The organism is Streptomyces sp. NPDC021622 (assembly GCF_040640795.1).
Taxonomy (GTDB): Bacteria; Actinomycetota; Actinomycetes; order Streptomycetales; family Streptomycetaceae; genus Streptomyces.
In genome coordinates this window covers 160,574-179,799 of sequence record NZ_JBFACK010000015.1, presented here as the reverse complement: position 1 = coordinate 179,799, position 19,226 = coordinate 160,574, and the positions used below count along the sequence as shown (strand labels likewise).

Below are 19,226 nucleotides of genomic sequence, written 5' to 3'. Positions count from 1 at the left end.
CTCAGCGGTCGAAGTCCAGCTCCACCGTGTCCGTCGCGGGATGCGACTGGCAGGCCAGGACATAGCCGGCGTCGGTCTCCTCGGGCTCCAGCGCGAAGTTGCGGTCCATCCGCACCTCGCCCGAGACCCGGAAGGCCCTGCAGGTCCCGCACACGCCGCCCTTGCAGGCGTACGGCGCGTCCGCGCGGTTGCGCAGCACGGTGTCGAGCAGGGACTCCCCGTCGCGCACCGGCCAGGTGCCGGAGCGTCCGTCGAGGGTGACCGTCACGGTGCTGTGCGCGGGGGCCGTGGCAGGGACGGCCGGGGTCGCGAGGCCGTCGTCCACGTGGAATATCTCCTCGTGGATGCGCTGTCGCGGCACACCGAGGCCGCGGAGCGTTCTCTCCGCACCCTGCACCAGGCCGAACGGACCGCAGAGGAACCAGGCCGATACCTCCTCGACGCTCAGCAGCGCCGGCAACAGGCTGCCGAGCCGCTCCTCGTCGAGCCGCCCGGAGTCGAGCCCCGACTGCTGCTCCTCCCGGGAGAGCACCGTCACCAGCTGGAACCGGTCCGGCCAGCGGTCCTTGAGGTCGGCGACCTCTTCGAGGAACATCGTCGACGCCGCCGTGCGGTCGCTGCGGATGAGACAGAACGTGGCGTCCGGCTCGCGCGCGAGAAGCGTCGTCACGATGGAGAGCACCGGTGTGATGCCGCTGCCGCCCACCACCGCCGCGTACCGCCCGGGCGCCGGTTCCAGGGTGAAGCGGCCTGCCGGGGTCATCACTTCCAGTTCGTCGCCGACGGCGACTTCCTTCATGGCGTACGTCGAGAAGGCGCCGCCCTCGACGAGCCGCACCCCGACGCGCAGAGTGCGGGGCCCTTCGGGGGCTTCAGGATCCGGCGCCGGTGCGCAGATCGAGTAGGTGCGCCGGATCTCGGTGCCGTCGACGAAGCGGCGCACGGCCAGGTGCTGACCCGCGTCATAGCGATACTCCTCGCGCAGGGCAGGAGGCACGTCGAAGGTCAGGGCCACGGAGTCGTCGGTGAGCTGGTCGACCGCCGTTACCCGGAGCTGGTGGAAGCGCGCCATCACAACTCCTTGAAGTGGTCGAACGGTTCACGGCAGGAGACGCACCGGCGCAGCGCCTTGCAGGCCGTCGACGAGAAGCGGCTGAGCAGTTCGGTGTCGGTCGAGCCACAGTGCGGGCAGCGGACCGAGAGGGTGAGGGGGACAGGACCGCCGGAGCTGCCGGGCCCGCCGGTGCTGTGCGGGCGCGGGGGTGCGATGCCGAACTCGGCCAGCTTGCGGCGGCCCTCGGCGCTGATGTCGTCCGTCGACCAGGCGGGAGAGAGCACGGTGCGGACCGATACCTCGGCCATCCCGCGCTCGTGCAGGACCTGCTCGATGTCGGCGGTCATGGTCTCTATGGCCGGACAGCCGGTATAGGTGGGGGTCAGCTCGACATCGACCTTGCCCGGTGCGCGGACATGGACGCCGCGGAGTACTCCGAGCTCGGCCAGGGAGAGCACGGGCAGCTCCGGGTCGGGCACCGACCCTGCGATGGCCAGGAGTTCCTTCTCCAGAGCGGTGGGCATCTCGGGTGCGGTCGGCGTGGTCACCATGACGCCCCCGGGTGGCTGCGGTGCAGATGCTGCATCTCGGCGAGCATCCGCCCGAAGGACTCGGTGTGCAGACCCTCGCGGCCCGCGCCCGCCGTCCAGGCCCCTTCCTGGGGACCGGAGGGCACGGTCAGCGTCGCCTTCTCGATGACCGCGGTCACCGATTCCGTCCAACCCGCGTGCAATGCTTCCCAGTTGACACCGTCCGAGTCGCCGAGGCCCTCTACCGGCCGGAACATCTCCCCGGTGAACCGCCACAGCGCGTCGATCCCGCGCTGCATGCGCTCATGGCTCTCGGCCGTCCCGTCGCCGAGCCGCAGCGTCCACTGCTCGGCGTGGTCCTGGTGGTAGGAGACCTCCTTGACCGCCTTCGCCGCCAGCGGTGCGAACTCGCCGTCCCCGCCTGCCAACTGCCCGTACAGCAGGGATTGGTAGGTGGAGAAGTAGAGCTGGCGGGCGATGGTGTGGGCGAAGTCGCCGTTCGGCTGCTCGACCAACTGGACGTTGCGGAAGGCGCGCTCCTCGCGCAGATACGCCAGCTCGTCCTCGTCGCCGGCCATCGAGAGCAGGATGCGGGCCTGGCCGAGCAGGTCGAGAGCGATGTTCGCGAGGGCGACCTCTTCCTCGAGGACGGGCGCGTGGCCCGCCCACTCCCCGAGGCGGTGCGAGAGCACCAGTGCGTCGTCGCCCAGGGCGATGGCCGTGGCGGCGGCGGTCGTGGAAACGGGCGCGGTCACAGGTGCTTCACCCCCTCCGGGATGTCGTAGAAGGTCGGGTGGCGGTAGGGCTTGTCGCCCGCCGGCTCGAAGAACGAGTCCTTCTCGTCGGGCGAGGAGGCCGTGATCTCCGTGGAGGGAACGACCCAGATCGAGACGCCTTCGCTGCGGCGCGTGTACAGATCGCGTGCGTTGCGCAGGGCCATCTCCGCGTCCGGCGCGTGCAGGCTGCCCGCGTGGGTGTGCGAGAGCCCGCGGCGGGAGCGCACGAACACCTCCCACAGCGGCCAGTCGGTCGAGCTGCTCATGCCTTCGCCTCCCCGTGCTTGGCGGCGAACGCCGCCGCTGCCTCACGCACCCACGCGCCCTCGTCGTGAGCGCTCTTGCGCTGGGTGATCCGCTGTTCGTTACAGGGGCCGTTGCCCTTGAGGACCGCCCAGAACTCCGTCCAGTCGATCGGGCCGAAGTCGTGGTGCCCGCGCTCCTCGTTCCAGGACAGGTCCGGGTCGGGGAGGGTGAGCCCGAGGGATTCGGCCTGGGGGACGCAGATGTCCACGAAGCGCTGGCGCAGCTCGTCGTTCGAGTGGCGCTTGATCTTCCAGATCATCGACTGCTCCGAGTGCGACGACTCGTCGTCGGGCGGGCCGAACATCATCAGGGACGGCCACCACCAGCGGTTCACCGCGTCCTGGGCCATCGCGTGCTGGGCCTCGGTGCCGCGGCTGAGGGCGAGCAGTGATTCGTACCCCTGACGCTGGTGGAACGACTCCTCCTTGCAGATGCGCACCATCGCGCGGGCATAGGGGCCGTACGAACAGCGGCACAGGGGAACCTGGTTGGTGATCGCGGCGCCGTCCACGAGCCAGCCGATCGCGCCCACGTCGGCCCAGGTCAAGGTCGGGTAGTTGAAGATCGACGAGTACTTCTGGCGGCCCGAGTGGAGCTTGTCGAGCAGCTCGTCGCGGCCCGTGCCGAGCGTTTCCGCCGCGCTGTAGAGATACAGGCCGTGTCCGGCCTCGTCCTGCACCTTGGCCATCAGGATCGCCTTGCGCCGCAGGGACGGGGCGCGCGTGATCCAGTTGGCCTCCGGCTGCATGCCGATGATCTCGGAGTGGGCGTGCTGCGCTATCTGCCTGACCAGCGACGCGCGATAGGCGTCCGGCATCCAGTCGCGGGGCTCGATCCGCTCGTCGGCCGCCACCGCGGCGTCGAACGCGGACTCGTACGCCGCTGTGCTCGCGGCGTCCGTCCCGGTCACGCCCGGCTCGGACCGGGCCGTCTGGTGCTCGGCTGCTGTCGCCATCGCGGTCCCCCTCGACCTCTAGCTAGCTACCGACCGATCGTTCGGTTCGTTGAATTCAATGGTGCGGCTCAGCGCCATAAGGTGTCAACCCTGTGGATAACTTCACGGACGCTGTGCCTGGCGGGCAGGCCTGAGTACCGTTCCGGTGCGGAGCGGGCGGTAGTGAGCCGTGTGACGGGCGGACCAGCGGGCGCATCACGGTGCGGGATCGGGAATCGGGGCCAAATGGACGCGAACGACAACGACGCGAGCGAGCCGTCGACCCCACCACGCACCGGCGCCCGATCCGGCACTGACGACGCCCCTGCCGGCACCGACGACGCCCCCGCCATCCCCTCCGCGCCCCCCACCGGAATCGCCGCCCTCTCGCCGCGCTATCAGATCGCGGCCGTCCTCGCGCTGGTGATCGTCGCGGCCACGGTCTGCGTCCACGTCGCGATGCTCTTCCTGCACGTCGCCCCCGCGAACACGATGACCAAGCAGCACGGCGAGGTCGTCGACGACTGGATCTACCCCGAGTTCGAGCAGAACTGGAAGCTCTTCGCGCCCAACCCGATGCAGCAGAACATCGCGGTGCAGGCCCGCGCCGAGATCCGCACGGAGACGGGGACCACCCGGACCACCCGCTGGTACGACCTCTCCGCGCAGGACAGCGCCGCCATCGACGGCAATCTGCTGCCCAGTCACACCCAGCAGAACGAGCTGCGCAGGGCCTGGGACTTCTACGTCGGATCGCACGACGCGCAGAATCGTCCCAGCGGCCTGCGCGGTCAGCTCGCCGAGCGCTACCTCCACCGCATCGCGCTGTGGCGCGTCGACCGTGCCGAGTCCATCGGCAAGGGCGACGCCATCGAGCGCGTCCAGGTCCGCTCCAGGACCACCAACGTGCCGGCCCCGGAGTGGAGCGACGAGAAGGTCGCCGCCAAGCCGGCGTTCCGCCTGCTGCCGTGGTCGTCCGTGATCTCCGAGGACATGCCGTTGGCCAAGGACCCGGAGGACGCCCGATGACGGCAGGACGCCCGATGACCGGAGGACGCCCGATCAATCGCTTCGGCTCCCAGCTCGCCCGCGGTATCGGTCACGTCAGCGGATCGGCGCTCGGCCCCTACCAGACCGCCGTGATCCGCATCGGCTTCGCCGCCACCTGGCTGTTCTTCCTGCTGCGCGAGTTCCCCCACCGAGCGGAGCTGTACGGTCCTGACGGTCCGTGGAACTGGGACATGGCCCAGCAGCTCATCGCCAACAACGAGGCCTTCACAGCCTTGATCTGGTCCGACAGCAACCTCTGGTTCGAGGTCGTCTACGCCGTCGCCGTCATCAGCAGCGCCCTGTTCCTGCTCGGCTGGCGGACCCGCACGATGTCCGTGCTCTTCATGATCGGTGTGCTCTCGCTGCAGAACCGCTCCATCTTCATGGGGGACGGCGGAGACAACGTCATCCATCTGATGGCGACCTATCTGGTCTTCACGCGCTGCGGCCAGGTCTGGTCCCTGGACGCCCGGCGGGCCGCACGCGCGCGTGCGGGGGCCGTGGAGGCGGGCGGTCCCGCGGAGCTCGTCGACCGGGTCGGGCCCGTGCTGTGGTGGGTCCTGGGCCTGGGCCTCTCCGTGGTGACGTTCTTGGGGCACCTCAGCGGCGGCTGGCTCCTTGTCTTCTGGGGGCTGTGGCTGATCCAGGCCCTGTGGTGGGCCGTCGGACGGCGCGCCCCCGGCGGCGAGGCGCGGATGCTGCTCGACGTCGTCGCCAAGCTCGCGCACAACGCCGCACTGCTCGTGATCATGGTCGAGGCGTGTCTGATCTATGCGACGGCGGGCTGGTACAAGATCCAGGGAAACCGCTGGCAGGACGGCACGGCCGTCTACTACCCGCTGCAGCTCGACTCCTTCTCCCCTTGGCCCGCGCTCTCCGATCTGCTCGCGTCGCACGGCCTCATGATCATGCTGGTGACCTACGGAACGGTCGCCGTACAGGTCGCCTTCCCCTTCACCCTCTTCAACAGAAGGGTCAAGAACGTCCTGCTGGCCGCCATGATCTGCGAGCACGCGGTCATCGCGGTCATCCTCGGTCTTCCGTTCTTCTCGCTGGCGATGATCGCGGCCGACGCGGTGTTCCTTCCGACGTCGTTCCTGCGGCGCGTGGGCGGATGGGCGGCACGCGCGCGTGGAGCTGTCTTTTCCCGGGGCGGCACGGTGCCGGCGCAGCGCGTGGCGGATGCGGAAGCGGCCCCGGAAGCCACTGAGCACGCGCGCGTAGGCTTCCCTTCATGACAGGGACGTACGCGGATGACGTGGCAGGACCGGGTGCTGCGGTGCGCGCCTGGCGGGGTCTCGCCGACACGTCCGTGCTGCTCGACGGCTTTCACGCCATCAAGCACGCCCTGCGCTTCGGGGCGCGGATTCCGGCGGCGCTGGCGGGCGACAGGGCCGCCGTCCTCGCCCTTGCCGACGAGCTCGCGCCGGATGTGCGGGACGCTCTCGACGCGCTCCTCGTGCAGGTTCCCGAAGAGAAGCTGCGGGATCTTGTGCCGCGCCTGCACCCGACGGGCGTGGCCGCGCTCGCGGTACGTCCCTCGCGGACGGCCAATCTGGAGGCGCTTGCACGGGTGCCGAGGACCGCTCCGGTCGTCGTCCTGGACGATCCGCGCAATCTGGGGAACGCGGGGGCGGTGATCCGGCTCGCCGCGGGATTCGGGGCGACCGGGGTCGTCACGACGGGCACGCTCGACCCCTGGCACCCCACGGTCGTGCGCGGTGGCGCGGGCCTGCACTTCGCGACGGCCGTCGAGCGGATGGACGTCTCCGAGCTGCCCCCGGGGCCGATGTTCGCGCTCGACGCGGAGGGCGAGGACATCCGCGGTCTGAAGCTGCCGGACGACGCCGTGCTGGCCTTCGGGTCCGAGCGCAGCGGCCTGTCCGCGCAACTGCGGGCCCGCTCCGACCACTTGGTGTCCCTGCCGATGCGGCCCCAGGTCTCCAGCTACAACCTGGCGACCAGTGTGGGGATGACGCTCTTCCACTGGTCGGCGGGCAGGCCTCCGGGCGCGGAGGCCTGAACCCGCCGGGGAGCCTCAGGCGTCCCTGCGCACCTCCACCACGCGGAACCGGTTGGCCACGAACGCGCCGTCGCACAGGGCCGAGTTCGCCGCCGGGTTGCCGCCCGAGCCGTGGAAGTCCGAGAACGCCGCCGTCTGGTTCACATAGACGCCGCCCGTGAGGTTCAAGGAAAGCTGGGCGCACTCCTCGAGGCAGGTCTCCTCCACGGCCTGCGACACCTCGTCCGACGTCGTGTACGCGCCGACCGTCATCGCGCCCTTGTCGCGCACCGTGCGGCGCAGCAGCTCCACCGCGTCCGTCGCCGAGTCGACCGCCACGGCGAAGGAGACGGGGCCGAAGCACTCGCTCAAGTAGGCCGCTTCGGCGTCCGGCTTCGCGCCGTCCAGCTTCACGATCACCGGGGTGCGGACCACGGCGTCCGGGAACTCAGGGTTGGCGATCTCCCGTGAGGGGAGGGCGACTTCACCGATTCCGGCGGCCGCCTCCAGGCGCGCCTTCACATCGGGGTTGACCAGGGCTCCGAGGATGCCGTTCGCCCGGGCGTCGTCGCCGAGCAGGCCGTTCACCGACGCGGCGAGGTCGGACACCACATCGTCGTACGACTTGGTGCCGGCGTCCGTGGCGATGCCGTCGCGCGGGATGAGGAGGTTCTGCGGGGTCGTGCACATCTGGCCGCTGTACAGCGACAGGGAGAAGGCCAGATTGGCCAGCATTCCTTTGTAGTTGTCCGTCGACTCGACGACGACCGTGTTGACGCCGGCCTTTTCCGTGTAGACCTGCGCCTGGCGGGCGTTGGTCTCCAGCCAGTCGCCGAAGGCCGTCGAGCCCGTGTAGTCGATGATCTTGATCTCGGGGCGGACGGCGAGGGTCTTGGCGATGCCCTCGCCGGGGCGCTCGGCGGCCAGGCACACCAGGTTCGGGTCGAAGCCCGCGTCGGCGAGGACCTCGCGGGCGACGCGTACCGTCAGGGCCAGCGGGAGGACCGCGCGGGGGTGGGGCTTGACCAGGACCGGGTTGCCGGTGGCCAGGGAGGCGAAGAGGCCCGGGTAGCCGTTCCACGTCGGGAACGTGTTGCAGCCGATCAGGAGCGCGACGCCACGCGCCACGGGCGTGAAGCGCTTGTCCAGAGCGATCGGGTCGCGCTTGCCCTGGGGCTTGGACCACTCGGCGGCATCAGGGGTGCGCGCCTGCTCCACGTAGGCGTACGCCACCGCTTCCAGGCCGCGGTCCTGGGCGTGCGGGCCGCCCGCCTGGAACGCCATCATGAAGGCCTGGCCGCTGGTGTGCATGACCGCGTGCGCCAGCTCGTGCGTGCGCGCGCTGATGCGCTTGAGGATCTCCAGACAGACCATCGCGCGCACTTCCGCGCCCGCGTCGCGCCAGGCCCGCATTCCGGCCCGCATCGCGGGCAGCAGCGCGTCGATGTCCGGGTGGGGGTACGTGATGCCCAACTCAGGGCCGTACGGCGAGACTTCCGCGCCCACCCAGTCGTCCGTGCCCGGCTGGTCGAGGTCGAAACGGGTGCCCAGGAGGGCGTCGAAGGCGGTCTTGCCCTCCGGCAGGCTCAGGCTGCCGTTCTCTCCATAGGCCTTGGGGTGCTCGGGGTGCGGCGACCAGTACGCGCGCGTGCGGATCGTCTCCAGCGCCTGGTCAAGCGTGGGCCGGTGGGTGGCGATCAGCTGGTGCGCGGTGAGTTCGGCGGCCATGTCGGACCAACTCCTCGTCGTGCCGGCTCTTCGTCGAGCCGACGGGCCGGGCGGGGCAGTGGGCAGGAACAGACGGACAGAGCTAGAGTAACCGAACGATCGGTCGGGACAAGGGGGTCCGCCGAACCTGTGGACAAGTTCTCGCCGGGCACCCCGCACCCTCCGGCGGACACCTCGTGCGGGAGGATCGCGAGCATGACAGCACTTGAGCTCAGCAGCCCCGTTGCCGTCGTCGGCACCGGCACCATGGGGCAGGGCATCGCCCAGGTGGCCCTGCTCGCGGGCCACCCCGTGCGGCTGTACGACGCCGTGCAGGGCCAGGCGCAGAAGGCGGCCGGCGCGATCGCGGCCCGCCTGGACAGGCTGGTCGAGAAGGGCAGGCTGACGGCCGACGACCGCGCCGCCGCCGGTGACCGGCTCATGCCCGTCGAGAGCCTCGCGGGGCTTGCCGGCTGCGGGCTCGTCATCGAGGCGATCCTGGAGCAACTGGACGTCAAGCAGCGTCTCTTCGAAGAACTCGAAGGGATTGTCGCCGAGGACTGTCTCCTCGCCACCAACACGTCATCCCTGTCCGTCACCGCCATCGCGGGCACCCTCGACAAGCCCGGCCGCTTCGTGGGCCTGCACTTCTTCAACCCCGCGCCGCTGCTCCCGCTCGTCGAGGTGGTCAGCGGCTTCGCGACCGAAGAAACGGCCGCCACGCGCGCGTACGAGACGGCGAAGGCCTGGGGCAAGACCCCGGTGCGCAGCGCGGACACCCCCGGCTTCATCGTCAACCGCATCGCGCGCCCCTTCTACGCTGAGGCACTGCGCCTCTACGAGGAGCGGGTCGCCGACCCGGCCACGATCGACGCGGTCCTGCGCGAATGCGGCGGCTTTAAGATGGGCCCCTTCGAACTCACCGACCTCATCGGCCAGGACGTGAACGAGGCGGTCACTCGCTCCGTGTGGGAGTCCTTCTTCCAGGACCCCAAGTTCACGCCCTCGCTCGCCCAGCGCCGCCTCGTCGAATCGCGCCGCCTGGGCCGCAAGTCCGGACAGGGCTGGTACGCGTACGGGGACGAGGCCGTGCCTGCGGAGCCGCACACCGCGGCGCCTGCGAAGGCCCCCGAGTCCGTCGTCCTCCACGGCGATCTCTTCCCGGCGGACGCGCTCGTCGACCTCATCAGGAAGGCGGGCATCCGGGTGGGCCGCGGGAAGGGCGTCCCGAGCTACCCGGGCTTCATCGAGCTCCCCAGCGGCGTGCACCTCGCCCTGGCCGACGGAACCGCGGCCGACGCTGCGGCGGAACCCAGGATCGACTTCGACCTCGCGCTGGACTACCGGGCCGTGACCCGGATCGCCGTCGCCCCGTCGAGCAGGGTGGACGAACAAGCCCTGAAGGAGGCGATCGGCCTCTTCCAGGCGCTCGGCAAGAAGGTCAGCGTCATCGGGCACACCCCGGGGATGATCGTGGCCCGCACGGTGTGGATGCTCGTCGACTTCGCGCTGGACGCCGTGGGCCGTGAAGTGGCGAGCGCCGAGGACATCGACACCGCGATGCGGCTGGGCGTCAACTACCCGCTCGGCCCGCTGGAATGGGGCCGCCGCCTCACCGCGTACCGGGTGGCCGAGTCGCTCGACGTCCTGAACGACGAGTACCCGACGGGGCGTTACGCACCGTCCCAGGCCCTGCGGCGTCAGGCCGTGCGAGAGGAATACTCATGACCACCGCACGGCGGGACACATACACCCCGGAGACGCTGCTCGGCGTGGCCGTGCGGGTCTTCAACGAGCGTGGCTACGACGGCACGTCCATGGAGCACCTCTCCAAGGCGGCCGGCATCTCCAAGTCCTCGATTTACCACCATGTGTCGGGCAAGGAGGAGCTGCTCCGCCGCGCGGTGAGCCGGGCGCTCGACGGGCTCTTCGGGATCCTCGGCGAGGAGCACGCGCGCGTGGGCAGCGCCGTCCAGCGCCTGGAGTACGTCACGCGCCGCACCGTCGAGGTGCTGGTGGCCGAACTGCCCTATGTGACTCTGCTCCTTCGGGTGCGCGGCAACACGGACACCGAGCGGTGGGCCATGGAGCGGCGCAGGGAGTTCGACCAGCAGGTCGCCGAACTGCTCAAGGAGGCCGTCGCGGACGGCGATCTGCGCTCGGACGTCGAGCTGCGCCTCGCCACCCGGCTGCTCTTCGGCATGATCAACTCCATCGTGGAGTGGTACCGCCCGGACGCCCGCGGTGCCTCATCGGGGGAGCAGGTCGCCGACGCCGTCGTCCAGCTGGCCTTCGCTGGGCTGCGCAGCGCGGCCTGACGGCTCAGCTCTCCGGCTCCAGGTCGTCCTCCTCGAAGACCAGCAACGTACGCGTGCTGAGCACTTCGGGGATGGACTGCAGCCGGGTGAGCACCAGCTCGCGCAGCGCGCGGTTGTCCGGCGTGTGCACCAGGAGCAGTACGTCGAAGTCGCCGCTGACCAGTGCGATGTGGGAGGCGCCGGGCAGCGTGCGCAGATGCTCGCGCACCGTGCGCCAGGTGTTCTGGACGATCTTGAGCGTGATGTACGCGGACGCCCCCTGACCTGCCCGTTCATGGTTGATCCTGGCGCCGAAGCCGCGGATCACGCCGTCGTCGATGAGGCGGTTGATCCGCGCGTACGCGTTGGCGCGTGACACATGGACGCGCTCGGCCACAGAACGTATCGACGCGCGACCGTCCGTGTGCAGGATGTGCAGAATGTCCCGGTCGATGGCGTCCAGTGGGCGCGGCAGACCTTGCTGGCGCTCGGGCGACCGCTCGACGAGCCGTTCTTCCGGCTGCTCGCCCGAGCGCTCTTCCGGACGATCGCCGTCGTGTCCGTCGGCCATTCGTTCAGATGCCATGTCCCCCCGCCTCCCTACCATGGACGTACTGCATCCATCCCAGGCTGTGGAGAACCGTTTGTCCACAGCCTGGAGGTGCCTGTAGCCAAAATGTGCCGACGACCGAACAATCGGTAGGTGAGGCGCCTCACATTGCCGCGCCTCTTTTGCCGCTCCCAAGAGGAGACCGCTTCCACATGGAGGTGCCGACATGACGGTCATGGAGCAGCGGGGCGTCTACCGGCCCACCCCGCCACCCGCATGGCAGCTGAGGACCGATCCCGCGCCGCTGCTGCCCGACGCGGAGCCGTACCGCGTCCTTGGCACGGAAGCCGCGGGCAAGGCCGACGAGGAGCTGCTGCGCCGCCTGTACTCGGAGTTGGTGCGCGGCCGCCGGTACAACGCACAGGCGACGGCTCTCACCAAGCAGGGCAGGCTCGCCGTCTACCCATCGAGCACCGGCCAGGAGGCCTGCGAGGTGGCCGCCGCGCTGGCGCTGGAGGAGCGGGACTGGCTCTTCCCCAGCTACCGCGACACGCTCGCCGCGGTCGCCCGTGGCCTCGACCCCGTGCAGGCGCTGACCCTGCTGCGCGGCGACTGGCACACCGGGTACGACCCCCGGGAGCACCGCATAGCTCCCCTGAGCACCCCCCTTGCGACCCAGCTCCCGCACGCCGTGGGCCTCGCGCACGCCGCGCGCCTCAAGGGCGACGACGTGGTCGCGCTCGCCATGGTCGGCGACGGCGGCACCAGCGAGGGCGACTTCCACGAAGCGCTGAACTTCGCCGCCGTATGGCAGGCACCCGTCGTCTTCCTGGTGCAGAACAACGGCTTCGCGATCTCCGTCCCGCTCGACAAGCAGACGGCGGCCCCGTCCCTGGCCCACAAGGCCGTCGGGTACGGCATGCCGGGACGTCTGGTGGACGGCAACGACGCGGCGGCGGTGCACGAGGTCCTTGCCGAGGCGGTGTCCCGCGCGCGTGAGGGCGGCGGTCCCACCCTGGTCGAAGCGGTGACGTACCGCATGGAAGCCCACACGAACGCCGACGACGCCACGCGCTACCGGGGCGACGCCGAGGTCGAGGCCTGGCGTGAGCACGACCCGATCCTGCTCCTGGAGCGGGAGTTGACCGGGCGGGGACTGCTCGACGAGGACGGGAAGCGGGTGGCCCGTGACGCCGCCGAGGTCATGGCGGCCGATTTGCGCGAGCGCATGAACCAGGACCCCGAGCTCGACCCCATGGACCTCTTCACGCACGTGTATGCCGAGCAGACCACCCAACTGCGGGAACAGGCCGCCCAGTTGCGGGCCGAGATCGAAGCATCCGAAGAAGACGACGCGGTCGGCGCGGATGGCGAGGAGAACGCGCGATGAGCACGCTCGCGGCCGAACGGGCCGCCAAGAAGGCCGCCAAACCGGCCACCATGGCGCAGGCGCTGGGCCGCGCGCTGCGTGACTCGATGGCCGAGGATCCGACCGTGCACGTCCTCGGAGAGGACGTCGGGGCGCTCGGCGGGGTCTTCCGGATCACCGACGGACTCACCAAGGAGTTCGGCGAGGACCGCTGTACCGACACACCGCTCGCCGAGGCCGGCATCCTGGGGACGGCCGTGGGCATGGCGATGTACGGTCTTCGGCCCGTCGTCGAGATGCAGTTCGACGCCTTTGCCTACCCCGCCTTCGAGCAGCTCATCTCGCACGTGGCGCGGATGCGGAACCGCACGCGGGGCGCGATGCCGCTGCCCATCACGGTGCGCGTGCCCTACGGAGGTGGCATCGGGGGCGTCGAGCACCACAGCGACTCCTCCGAGGCGTACTACATGGCGACTCCGGGGCTCCATGTCGTCACGCCCGCCACGGTCGCCGACGCCTACGGACTGCTCAGGGCGTCCATCGCCTCCGACGACCCGGTCGTGTTCCTGGAGCCGAAGCGCCTCTACTGGTCCAAGGCCGACTGGAACCCGGACGCGCCGCAGACCGTGGAGCCCATAGGCCGCGCGGTGGTGCGGCGCTCCGGGCGCAGCGCCACGCTCCTCACGTACGGCCCTTCCGTGCCCGTCTGTATGGAGGCAGCCGAGGCGGCCGTCGCCGAGGGCTGGGACCTCGAAGTGGTCGACCTGCGCTCCCTGGTGCCGTTCGACGACGAGACGGTGTGCGCTTCGGTACGGCGGACGGGGCGCGCGGTCGTCGTGCACGAGTCGGGCGGCTTCGGCGGACCCGGCGGGGAGATCGCCGCTCGCGTCACGGAGCGGTGCTTCCACCATCTGGAGGCGCCGGTGCTGCGCGTCGCGGGATTCGACATCCCCTATCCGCCGCCGATGCTCGAGAAGCACCACCTGCCGGGCGTGGACCGGATCCTGGACGCGGTCGCGCGGCTGCAGTGGGAGGCGGAGAGCTGATGGCGCAGGTGCTCGAATTCAAGCTGCCCGACCTGGGGGAAGGGCTGACCGAGGCCGAGATCGTCCGCTGGCTCGTCCAGGTCGGCGACGTCGTCGCGGTCGACCAGGCGGTCGTCGAGGTCGAGACGGCCAAGGCGATGGTCGAGGTGCCCTGCCCCTACGGGGGCGTGGTGACCGCCCGGTTCGGCGAGGAGGGGGCCGAACTGCCGGTGGGCGCCCCACTGTTGACGGTCGCCGTGGGCGCACCGGCCGGGACCCGTGCTCCGGAGGAGCCGGCGGAGCGGGCCCTGCAGGCGGCTGCCGCCGAGGAGTCGTCGGGGAACGTGCTGGTGGGGTACGGCACGGCGGCGGCGCCGGCGCGGCGTCGGCGGGTGCGGTCCGCCCCGCGGGAGAAGGCGGTGCAGGCGGCGGTGCAGGCCCCCGCGCCGGAGCCCGTCGCGCCGGTCGATGCCGGGGTGCGGGATACGCGCCCGCGGGTGGACGGTCCTGTTCCGGTGATCTCGCCTCTCGTGCGGAAGCTGGCGCGTGAGAACGACGTCGACCTGCGCGGACTGCCGGGTTCCGGACCCGACGGGCTGATCACGCGGGCCGACGTGGAGGGTGCCATCGCGGCGGAGCGTGCGATCACGCACGGGGCGGAGCTCACCGAGGGACAGGTGAGCGACGAGGTGCGCGAGGCAGTGACGCAACGGGTCATGGCGCGCAAGGCCGCCGTGCGCGAGGACGACGAGCTCATCCGCGCGGGCCGTGCCGAGTCGCGCCGTCTGGTGGAGGCGGGTGGCGAGCCCGTGCACGCGGGACTGGCCTCGCGGCATCCGCTGACCGGCATCCGCGGTCTTGTCGCCGACAAGATGTCCCGCAGCAGGCGCGAGATACCGGAAGCCACCTGCTGGGTCGACGCCGACGCGACGGAACTGCTCGCGGCGCGCGCCGCGATGAACGCCTCCGTGAAGGAGGGCGACGGCCGCAAGATCTCGCTGCTCGCCCTGTTCGCCCGCATCAGCGTGGCCGCCCTGGCCCGCTATCCGATGCTCAACTCCACGGTGGACATGGAGGCGCGCGAGGTGGTCCGGCTCGCCGACGTCCACCTCGGGTTCGCCGCGCAGACCGACCGCGGGCTCGTCGTCCCTGTGGTGCGGCATGCCCACACGCGGACCACGGATTCCGTCAACGCGGAGCTGATCCGGCTGACGGAGGCCGCGCGCGACGGGAAGCTGACGCCCGGGGAACTGACGGGCGGCACCTTCACGTTGAACAACTACGGGGTGTTCGGGGTCGACGGCTCCACGCCGATCATCAACCACCCCGAGGCGGCCATGCTGGGCGTGGGCCGGATCGTGCCCAAGCCATGGGTGCACCAAGGGGAGTTGGCGGTGCGGCATGTCGTGCAGCTCTCCCTCACCTTCGACCACCGGGTGTGCGACGGCGGCACGGCCGGCGGGTTCCTGCGGTTCGTGGCGGACTGCGTGGAGCAGCCTGCGGTGTTGCTGCGAGGGGTGTGAGGGGCGCAGGGGCAGTGGTGTGAGCCCTGGTGCGGTGGTGTGAGTCCCCGTACAGAGGGGTGGCATTGATCCTTCGTGCGCCCATACTCGGGGGATGACCGCGCAATGGGCTCCAGAGGGCGCCGCATCCGCCCCGTACGACGCCGTGGTGCTGGCGGGCGGCGGCGCCCGACGGCTCGGCGGGGCGGACAAGCCGGGCGTCCGGGTCGGCGGCCGGGCGCTGCTCGACCGGGTGCTCGGCGCGTGTGCCGACGCGGGGGTCACCGTCGTCGTCGCGGGGCCACGTCCGACCGCGCGCCCGGTGGTGTGGGCGCGCGAGGAGCCCGCCGGAGCGGGGCCGCTCGCCGCGCTCGACGCGGGGCTGCGGCGTACGGCGGCGGAGCGGGTGGTGGTCCTCTCCGCCGATCTGCCGTTCCTGGGGGAGCGAACCGTGCGGCGGCTTGTCGCCGCGCTCGGCGAAGATCCCGTGGCGGGCGGCGCGGTGGACGGTGCGGTGCTCACCGATCCCGGTGGCCGGGACCAGCCGCTGGTCGCGGCCTACCGAAGTGCCGCGCTGCGGCGGGAGATCGGTGCGCTCGCGGACGAGCACGGTGGTCTGACGGGGCTTCCGCTGCGGCGGCTCACCGCGCGGCTCGCGCTGACGCGGGTCGCCGATCCCGTGGCGTCGTTCGACTGCGACACCTGGGACGACATCGCCGCCGCCAGGGCGCGCATCAGGGAGCATGGGCACGTGTTGGATGAATGGATTTCCGCAGTCAAGGACGAACTGGGCATCGACCTCGACGTCGACACCGGCCTCCTGCTCGACCTCGCCCGCGACGCGGCGCACGGCGTGGCCAGGCCGGCCGCCCCGCTGACCACGTTCCTCGTGGGGTACGCGGCCGCCGCGGGCGGAGCGGGAGCCGGGCCCGAAGCGGTGGCCGACGCGGCCCGCAAGGCGACGGCACTGGCCGCGCGGTGGGCGGAGGAGGCCGCCGACGGCGGTGCCGAGCCCAAGCCGGGCGCCGGTTCCGCGGAGCCGGACGCCGGGGCCGCCACGCGGCCGGACGCCGGATGAGCGGGCAGCCCCTGCCGGACGCCGAGCTCGACGAGGCTCTCGCCCTGGTGAACGACGACTATGTACGCCGCGGACAAGGCGCCTCCGGCGGTCACGGCGTCCCGGGTGCGCAGACCGCCCCGGACGAGCGGGCACCGGGCGGCGGCGCGCAGCCGGGCGAGGGCAACACTCGGGCCGACGGGGGCACCCCGGGCACCCCGGGCACGCCGGGCGCTTCGAGCGGGGATGGCGCCCCGGCTGGGCACGGCGCCCCCGGTGGGCAAGACGCCCCTGGCGGGCACAGTGCTCCCAACGGGCCCAGCACCCCAAGTCAGCAGGCGCCCCAGGGTGAACAGCCGGGCGGAAGCGGCGCTTCGGCCGGCCGCGGCACCCCGAGCACGCCGCGTACCCCGACCTCACCGGGCACCCCCAGCCAGCACAGCGCTCCCAGCGGGCCCAGCACCCCAAGTCAGCAGGCGCCCCGGGGTGACCAGCCAGCCGACAGCGGCGCCCCGTCCGGCCGCGGCACCCCGAGCACGCCGCGCACCCCGAACTCACCGGGCGCCCCCGGCCAGCACAGCGCTCCCAGCGGGCCCAGCACCCCCAGCCAACACAGTGCCCCGGCCAAGGACGCCACCCCCGCCCAGCCCAGCACCCCCGCCAAGGACGCCACCCCCGCCCAACACACCGCCCCCAAGCGCACCCCCAACCACGCCCCCGTGCACCGCGACATCACCCCCTGGCCCGCCGCCCGTGCTATCGCCGCGCGTGCTCCCCGGCCCGTTCCTTCCGGAGCCGTGCCCGCGTCCGTGCCCCTGGAGCAGGCGCTCGGGCTCGTGCTTGCGTCGGCCGTTGTTGCGCTGACCGATCTGCCCTCCTTCGACACCTCGGCCATGGACGGCTGGGTCGTCGCGGGGCCGGGGCCCTGGGTCGTTCTCGACGAGGGGATTCTGGCCGGGCAGGAGGGGACCGTGTCGCTCGCCGACGGGGACGCGGTGCGGATCGCGACCGGGGCCCGGATCCCGAGGGAAGCCACGGCTGTCATCCGCCGCGAGCACGGACTCATCGACGACAAGGGGCGGCTGCACCCGCAGCGTGACGTCGCGCACGGGCAGGACATCCGGCCGCGCGGCCAGGAGTGCCGCTCCGGCGATCAACTCCTGCCGCCCGGTGCCCTGGTGACCCCGGCAGTGCTTGGCCTGGCCGCGGCCGCCGGGTACGACCGGCTGCCGGTGGTCCCCCGCCCCCGTGCCGAAGTCCTCGTCCTGGGCGATGAGTTGCTGACCGAGGGACTCCCCCACGACGGTCTCATCCGGGACGCGCTCGGGCCCATGCTGCCGCCCTGGCTCCGATCACTCGGTGTCGACGTCATCGGCGTACGGCGGCTCGGTGACGATGCCGAGGCGCTGCGTCAGGCCATCACCACCTCCACCGCCGATCTCATCGTCACCACCGGCGGCACCGCCGCCGGGCCGGTCGACCATGTCCACCCGACCCTGAGCCGCATCGACGCCGAGCTCCTCGTGGACGGCGTCGCGGTGCGCCCGGGGCATCCGATGCTGCTCGCACGGATCCACCCCGACCAGCACCTCGTCGGGCTGCCGGGCAATCCGCTCGCCGCCGTCTCGGGGCTGCTGACCCTGGCCGAGCCCCTGCTGCGCACGCTCTCGGGGCGCCCCGTGCCGGTGCCGTACACGGCTGTCGTACGCGAGGACGTGCACGGGCACCCGCACGACACCCGGCTCGTCCCCGTCACGCTCCGCGGCGACGACGCGCTGCCGTTGCACTACAACGGGCCCGCGATGCTGCGTGGCGTCGCGGTGGCCGAGGGGCTCGCCGTGGTCCCGCCCGGCGGTGCGCGCAAGGGCCAGGAGCTGGAGATTCTCGACCTGCCCTGGGCCGTGCCCGAAGTGGGCGGCTACGCGACCGGGGTGTGTTTCACGTGAAACTTCACGGCCAGGACGCGATCGCCCGCCACCCCGACGAACATCTGGTGACCCACCGGATCAAGCTGCCGCGACGGGTCGTCGAGCGCCCCCTGCGGCAGGTCGGCAAGCGGCTGCTCATGGCGCTCGGGGTGCTCGCCCTGACGACCCTCATCGTCTGGATCGACCGCGGCGGTTACCACGACAACTCGGACGACGGGCTCGACTTCCTCGACGCCGCCTACTACTCCACCGTCACGCTCTCCACCACGGGCTACGGCGACATCGTCCCGTACAGCGACAGCGCGCGGCTCTGCAACATCCTGCTGATCACGCCGCTGCGTGTGCTCTTTCTGATCATCCTGGTCGGAACCACACTTGAAGTACTCACGGAACGTACGCGCGAGGAATGGCGTCTGAACCGCTGGAGGTCCAACTTGCGTGAACACACCGTCGTCGTCGGCTTCGGCACCAAGGGCCGTTCCGCGATCCAGACCGTCCGCGCGACCGGTCTGAAGGCGGAGCAGATCGTGGTGGTCGACCCGAGCGCGAAGGTCGTCGACGCCGCCACCGCCGAGGGGTACGCGGGCGTCATCGGCGACGCGACGCGCAGCGATGTGCTGCTCCGTGCCGAGGTGCAGCGGGCCCGGCAGATCATCATCGCGACGCAGCGCGACGACACCGCCGTCCTGGTCGCCCTCACCGCCCGGCAGATGAACCGCGGGGCGAAGATCGTGGCCGCGGTGCGCGAGGAGGAGAACGCGCCGCTGCTGCGGCAGTCCGGCGCGGACGCGGTGATCACCAGCGCGAGCGCGGCGGGGCGGCTGCTCGGGCTCTCCTGCCTCAGCCCCAGCGCCGGCATGGTCATGGAGGACCTGATCCAGCAGGGCAGCGGCCTCGACCTCGTCGAGCGGCCGGTCATAAAGGCCGAGGTGGGCCTGGGCGTCCGGGAGACAGAGGATCTGATCGTGAGTGTGGTGCGGGGGCACCGGGTGCTCGGCTACGACGATCCCGCCGTCGGGAAGCTGCAGTTGATGGACCGTCTCATCACCATCGTGCGGGCCTCGCCGCAGCCCACGGCGACGTCTGACGCGCGCCCGTCTCCGCCGGGTGGAGGGATCCGCGCCTAGCCGAACCGGCCG

18 protein-coding genes are annotated in these 19,226 nt (G+C 71.4%); 11 read left to right on the top strand and 7 right to left on the bottom strand.

Annotated elements, in window-relative coordinates; genetic code table 11:
- Nucleotide 1: 1 nt before the first annotated feature.
- From AB0G47_RS28285 to paaA, 5 genes are read right to left on the bottom strand one after another with little or no spacing between them, the layout of a single operon-like run.
- On the bottom strand, nt 2-1,072 hold the full coding sequence (locus AB0G47_RS28285) for a 2Fe-2S iron-sulfur cluster-binding protein (protein WP_360775584.1): 1,071 nt from the start codon (nt 1,070-1,072) through the stop codon (nt 2-4).
- Nucleotides 1,072-1,605, bottom strand: a complete 534-nt coding sequence (gene paaD / locus AB0G47_RS28280) for a 1,2-phenylacetyl-CoA epoxidase subunit PaaD (RefSeq protein ID WP_360775581.1) — start codon at nt 1,603-1,605, stop codon at nt 1,072-1,074. Before paaD ends, AB0G47_RS28285 begins: the two co-directional genes overlap by 1 nt.
- Complete coding sequence (paaC, locus tag AB0G47_RS28275; protein ID WP_360775579.1) at nt 1,599-2,339, bottom strand: 1,2-phenylacetyl-CoA epoxidase subunit PaaC; 741 nt, start codon at nt 2,337-2,339, stop codon at nt 1,599-1,601. Before paaC ends, paaD begins: the two co-directional genes overlap by 7 nt.
- Nucleotides 2,336-2,626, bottom strand: coding sequence for a 1,2-phenylacetyl-CoA epoxidase subunit PaaB (gene paaB, locus AB0G47_RS28270; protein ID WP_135336541.1), 291 nt, complete (start codon nt 2,624-2,626; stop codon nt 2,336-2,338). Before paaB ends, paaC begins: the two co-directional genes overlap by 4 nt.
- Entirely contained in the window at nt 2,623-3,621 is a 999-nt protein-coding gene (gene paaA / locus AB0G47_RS28265; protein WP_266864357.1) for a 1,2-phenylacetyl-CoA epoxidase subunit PaaA, read from the bottom strand. Before paaA ends, paaB begins: the two co-directional genes overlap by 4 nt.
- 225 nt (nt 3,622-3,846) lie before the next feature.
- Here paaA and AB0G47_RS28260 point away from each other — a divergent pair, with 225 nt between their 5' ends.
- The 3 genes from AB0G47_RS28260 to AB0G47_RS28250 are packed head-to-tail and all read left to right on the top strand — an operon-like array spanning nt 3,847 to nt 6,673.
- Entirely contained in the window at nt 3,847-4,629 is a 783-nt protein-coding gene (locus AB0G47_RS28260; protein ID WP_360775575.1) for a DUF5819 family protein, read from the top strand.
- A 14-nt stretch (nt 4,630-4,643) separates the two neighbouring features.
- Nucleotides 4,644-5,888 carry an HTTM domain-containing protein gene (locus AB0G47_RS28255; RefSeq protein WP_360775572.1) on the top strand — a complete coding sequence of 415 codons (1,245 nt, stop codon included), beginning with the start codon at nt 4,644-4,646 and terminating at the stop codon, nt 5,886-5,888.
- Entirely contained in the window at nt 5,885-6,673 is a 789-nt protein-coding gene (locus AB0G47_RS28250; protein WP_360775570.1) for a TrmH family RNA methyltransferase, read from the top strand. The genes AB0G47_RS28255 and AB0G47_RS28250 overlap by 4 nt, the downstream gene beginning before the upstream one ends.
- A 15-nt stretch (nt 6,674-6,688) precedes the next feature.
- Here AB0G47_RS28250 and paaN read toward each other — a convergent pair whose 3' ends face one another.
- The gene (gene paaN / locus AB0G47_RS28245) at nt 6,689-8,380 is read right to left on the bottom strand and encodes a phenylacetic acid degradation protein PaaN (RefSeq protein ID WP_360775567.1); all 1,692 of its coding nucleotides are present in this window, start codon (nt 8,378-8,380) and stop codon (nt 6,689-6,691) included.
- Between the two features lie 195 nt (nt 8,381-8,575).
- Between paaN and AB0G47_RS28240 the strand changes: the two genes are divergently transcribed.
- Nucleotides 8,576-10,087 carry a 3-hydroxyacyl-CoA dehydrogenase gene (locus AB0G47_RS28240; RefSeq protein ID WP_360775564.1) on the top strand — a complete coding sequence of 504 codons (1,512 nt, stop codon included), beginning with the start codon at nt 8,576-8,578 and terminating at the stop codon, nt 10,085-10,087.
- Nucleotides 10,084-10,677, top strand: coding sequence for a TetR/AcrR family transcriptional regulator (locus AB0G47_RS28235; RefSeq protein WP_360775561.1), 594 nt, complete (start codon nt 10,084-10,086; stop codon nt 10,675-10,677). The genes AB0G47_RS28240 and AB0G47_RS28235 overlap by 4 nt, the downstream gene beginning before the upstream one ends.
- Before the next feature lie 4 nt (nt 10,678-10,681).
- On the opposite strand, the gene AB0G47_RS28230 is transcribed toward AB0G47_RS28235, so the two are convergent.
- On the bottom strand, nt 10,682-11,242 hold the full coding sequence (locus AB0G47_RS28230) for an Lrp/AsnC family transcriptional regulator (RefSeq protein WP_360775559.1): 561 nt from the start codon (nt 11,240-11,242) through the stop codon (nt 10,682-10,684).
- Between the two features lie 190 nt (nt 11,243-11,432).
- On the opposite strand from AB0G47_RS28230, the gene pdhA reads away from it, so the two are divergent.
- The 6 genes from pdhA to AB0G47_RS28200 all read left to right on the top strand — a co-directional run bounded on the left by pdhA (nt 11,433) and on the right by AB0G47_RS28200 (nt 19,214).
- A complete protein-coding gene (gene pdhA / locus AB0G47_RS28225; protein WP_360775556.1) occupies nt 11,433-12,596 on the top strand; it encodes a pyruvate dehydrogenase (acetyl-transferring) E1 component subunit alpha in 1,164 nt (387 codons plus the stop codon).
- A complete protein-coding gene (locus tag AB0G47_RS28220) occupies nt 12,593-13,621 on the top strand; it encodes an alpha-ketoacid dehydrogenase subunit beta (protein ID WP_360775554.1) in 1,029 nt (342 codons plus the stop codon). Before pdhA ends, AB0G47_RS28220 begins: the two co-directional genes overlap by 4 nt.
- Nucleotides 13,621-15,123 carry a dihydrolipoamide acetyltransferase family protein gene (locus AB0G47_RS28215; RefSeq protein ID WP_360775551.1) on the top strand — a complete coding sequence of 501 codons (1,503 nt, stop codon included), beginning with the start codon at nt 13,621-13,623 and terminating at the stop codon, nt 15,121-15,123. The genes AB0G47_RS28220 and AB0G47_RS28215 overlap by 1 nt, the downstream gene beginning before the upstream one ends.
- 94 nt (nt 15,124-15,217) lie before the next feature.
- Complete coding sequence (locus AB0G47_RS28210; RefSeq protein ID WP_360775547.1) at nt 15,218-16,180, top strand: NTP transferase domain-containing protein; 963 nt, start codon at nt 15,218-15,220, stop codon at nt 16,178-16,180.
- Entirely contained in the window at nt 16,177-18,105 is a 1,929-nt protein-coding gene (locus AB0G47_RS28205; protein ID WP_360775545.1) for a molybdopterin-binding protein, read from the top strand. The genes AB0G47_RS28210 and AB0G47_RS28205 overlap by 4 nt, the downstream gene beginning before the upstream one ends.
- Complete coding sequence (locus AB0G47_RS28200; protein ID WP_360775542.1) at nt 18,102-19,214, top strand: potassium channel family protein; 1,113 nt, start codon at nt 18,102-18,104, stop codon at nt 19,212-19,214. The genes AB0G47_RS28205 and AB0G47_RS28200 overlap by 4 nt, the downstream gene beginning before the upstream one ends.
- The last annotated feature ends 12 nt before the right edge of the window (nt 19,215-19,226 follow it).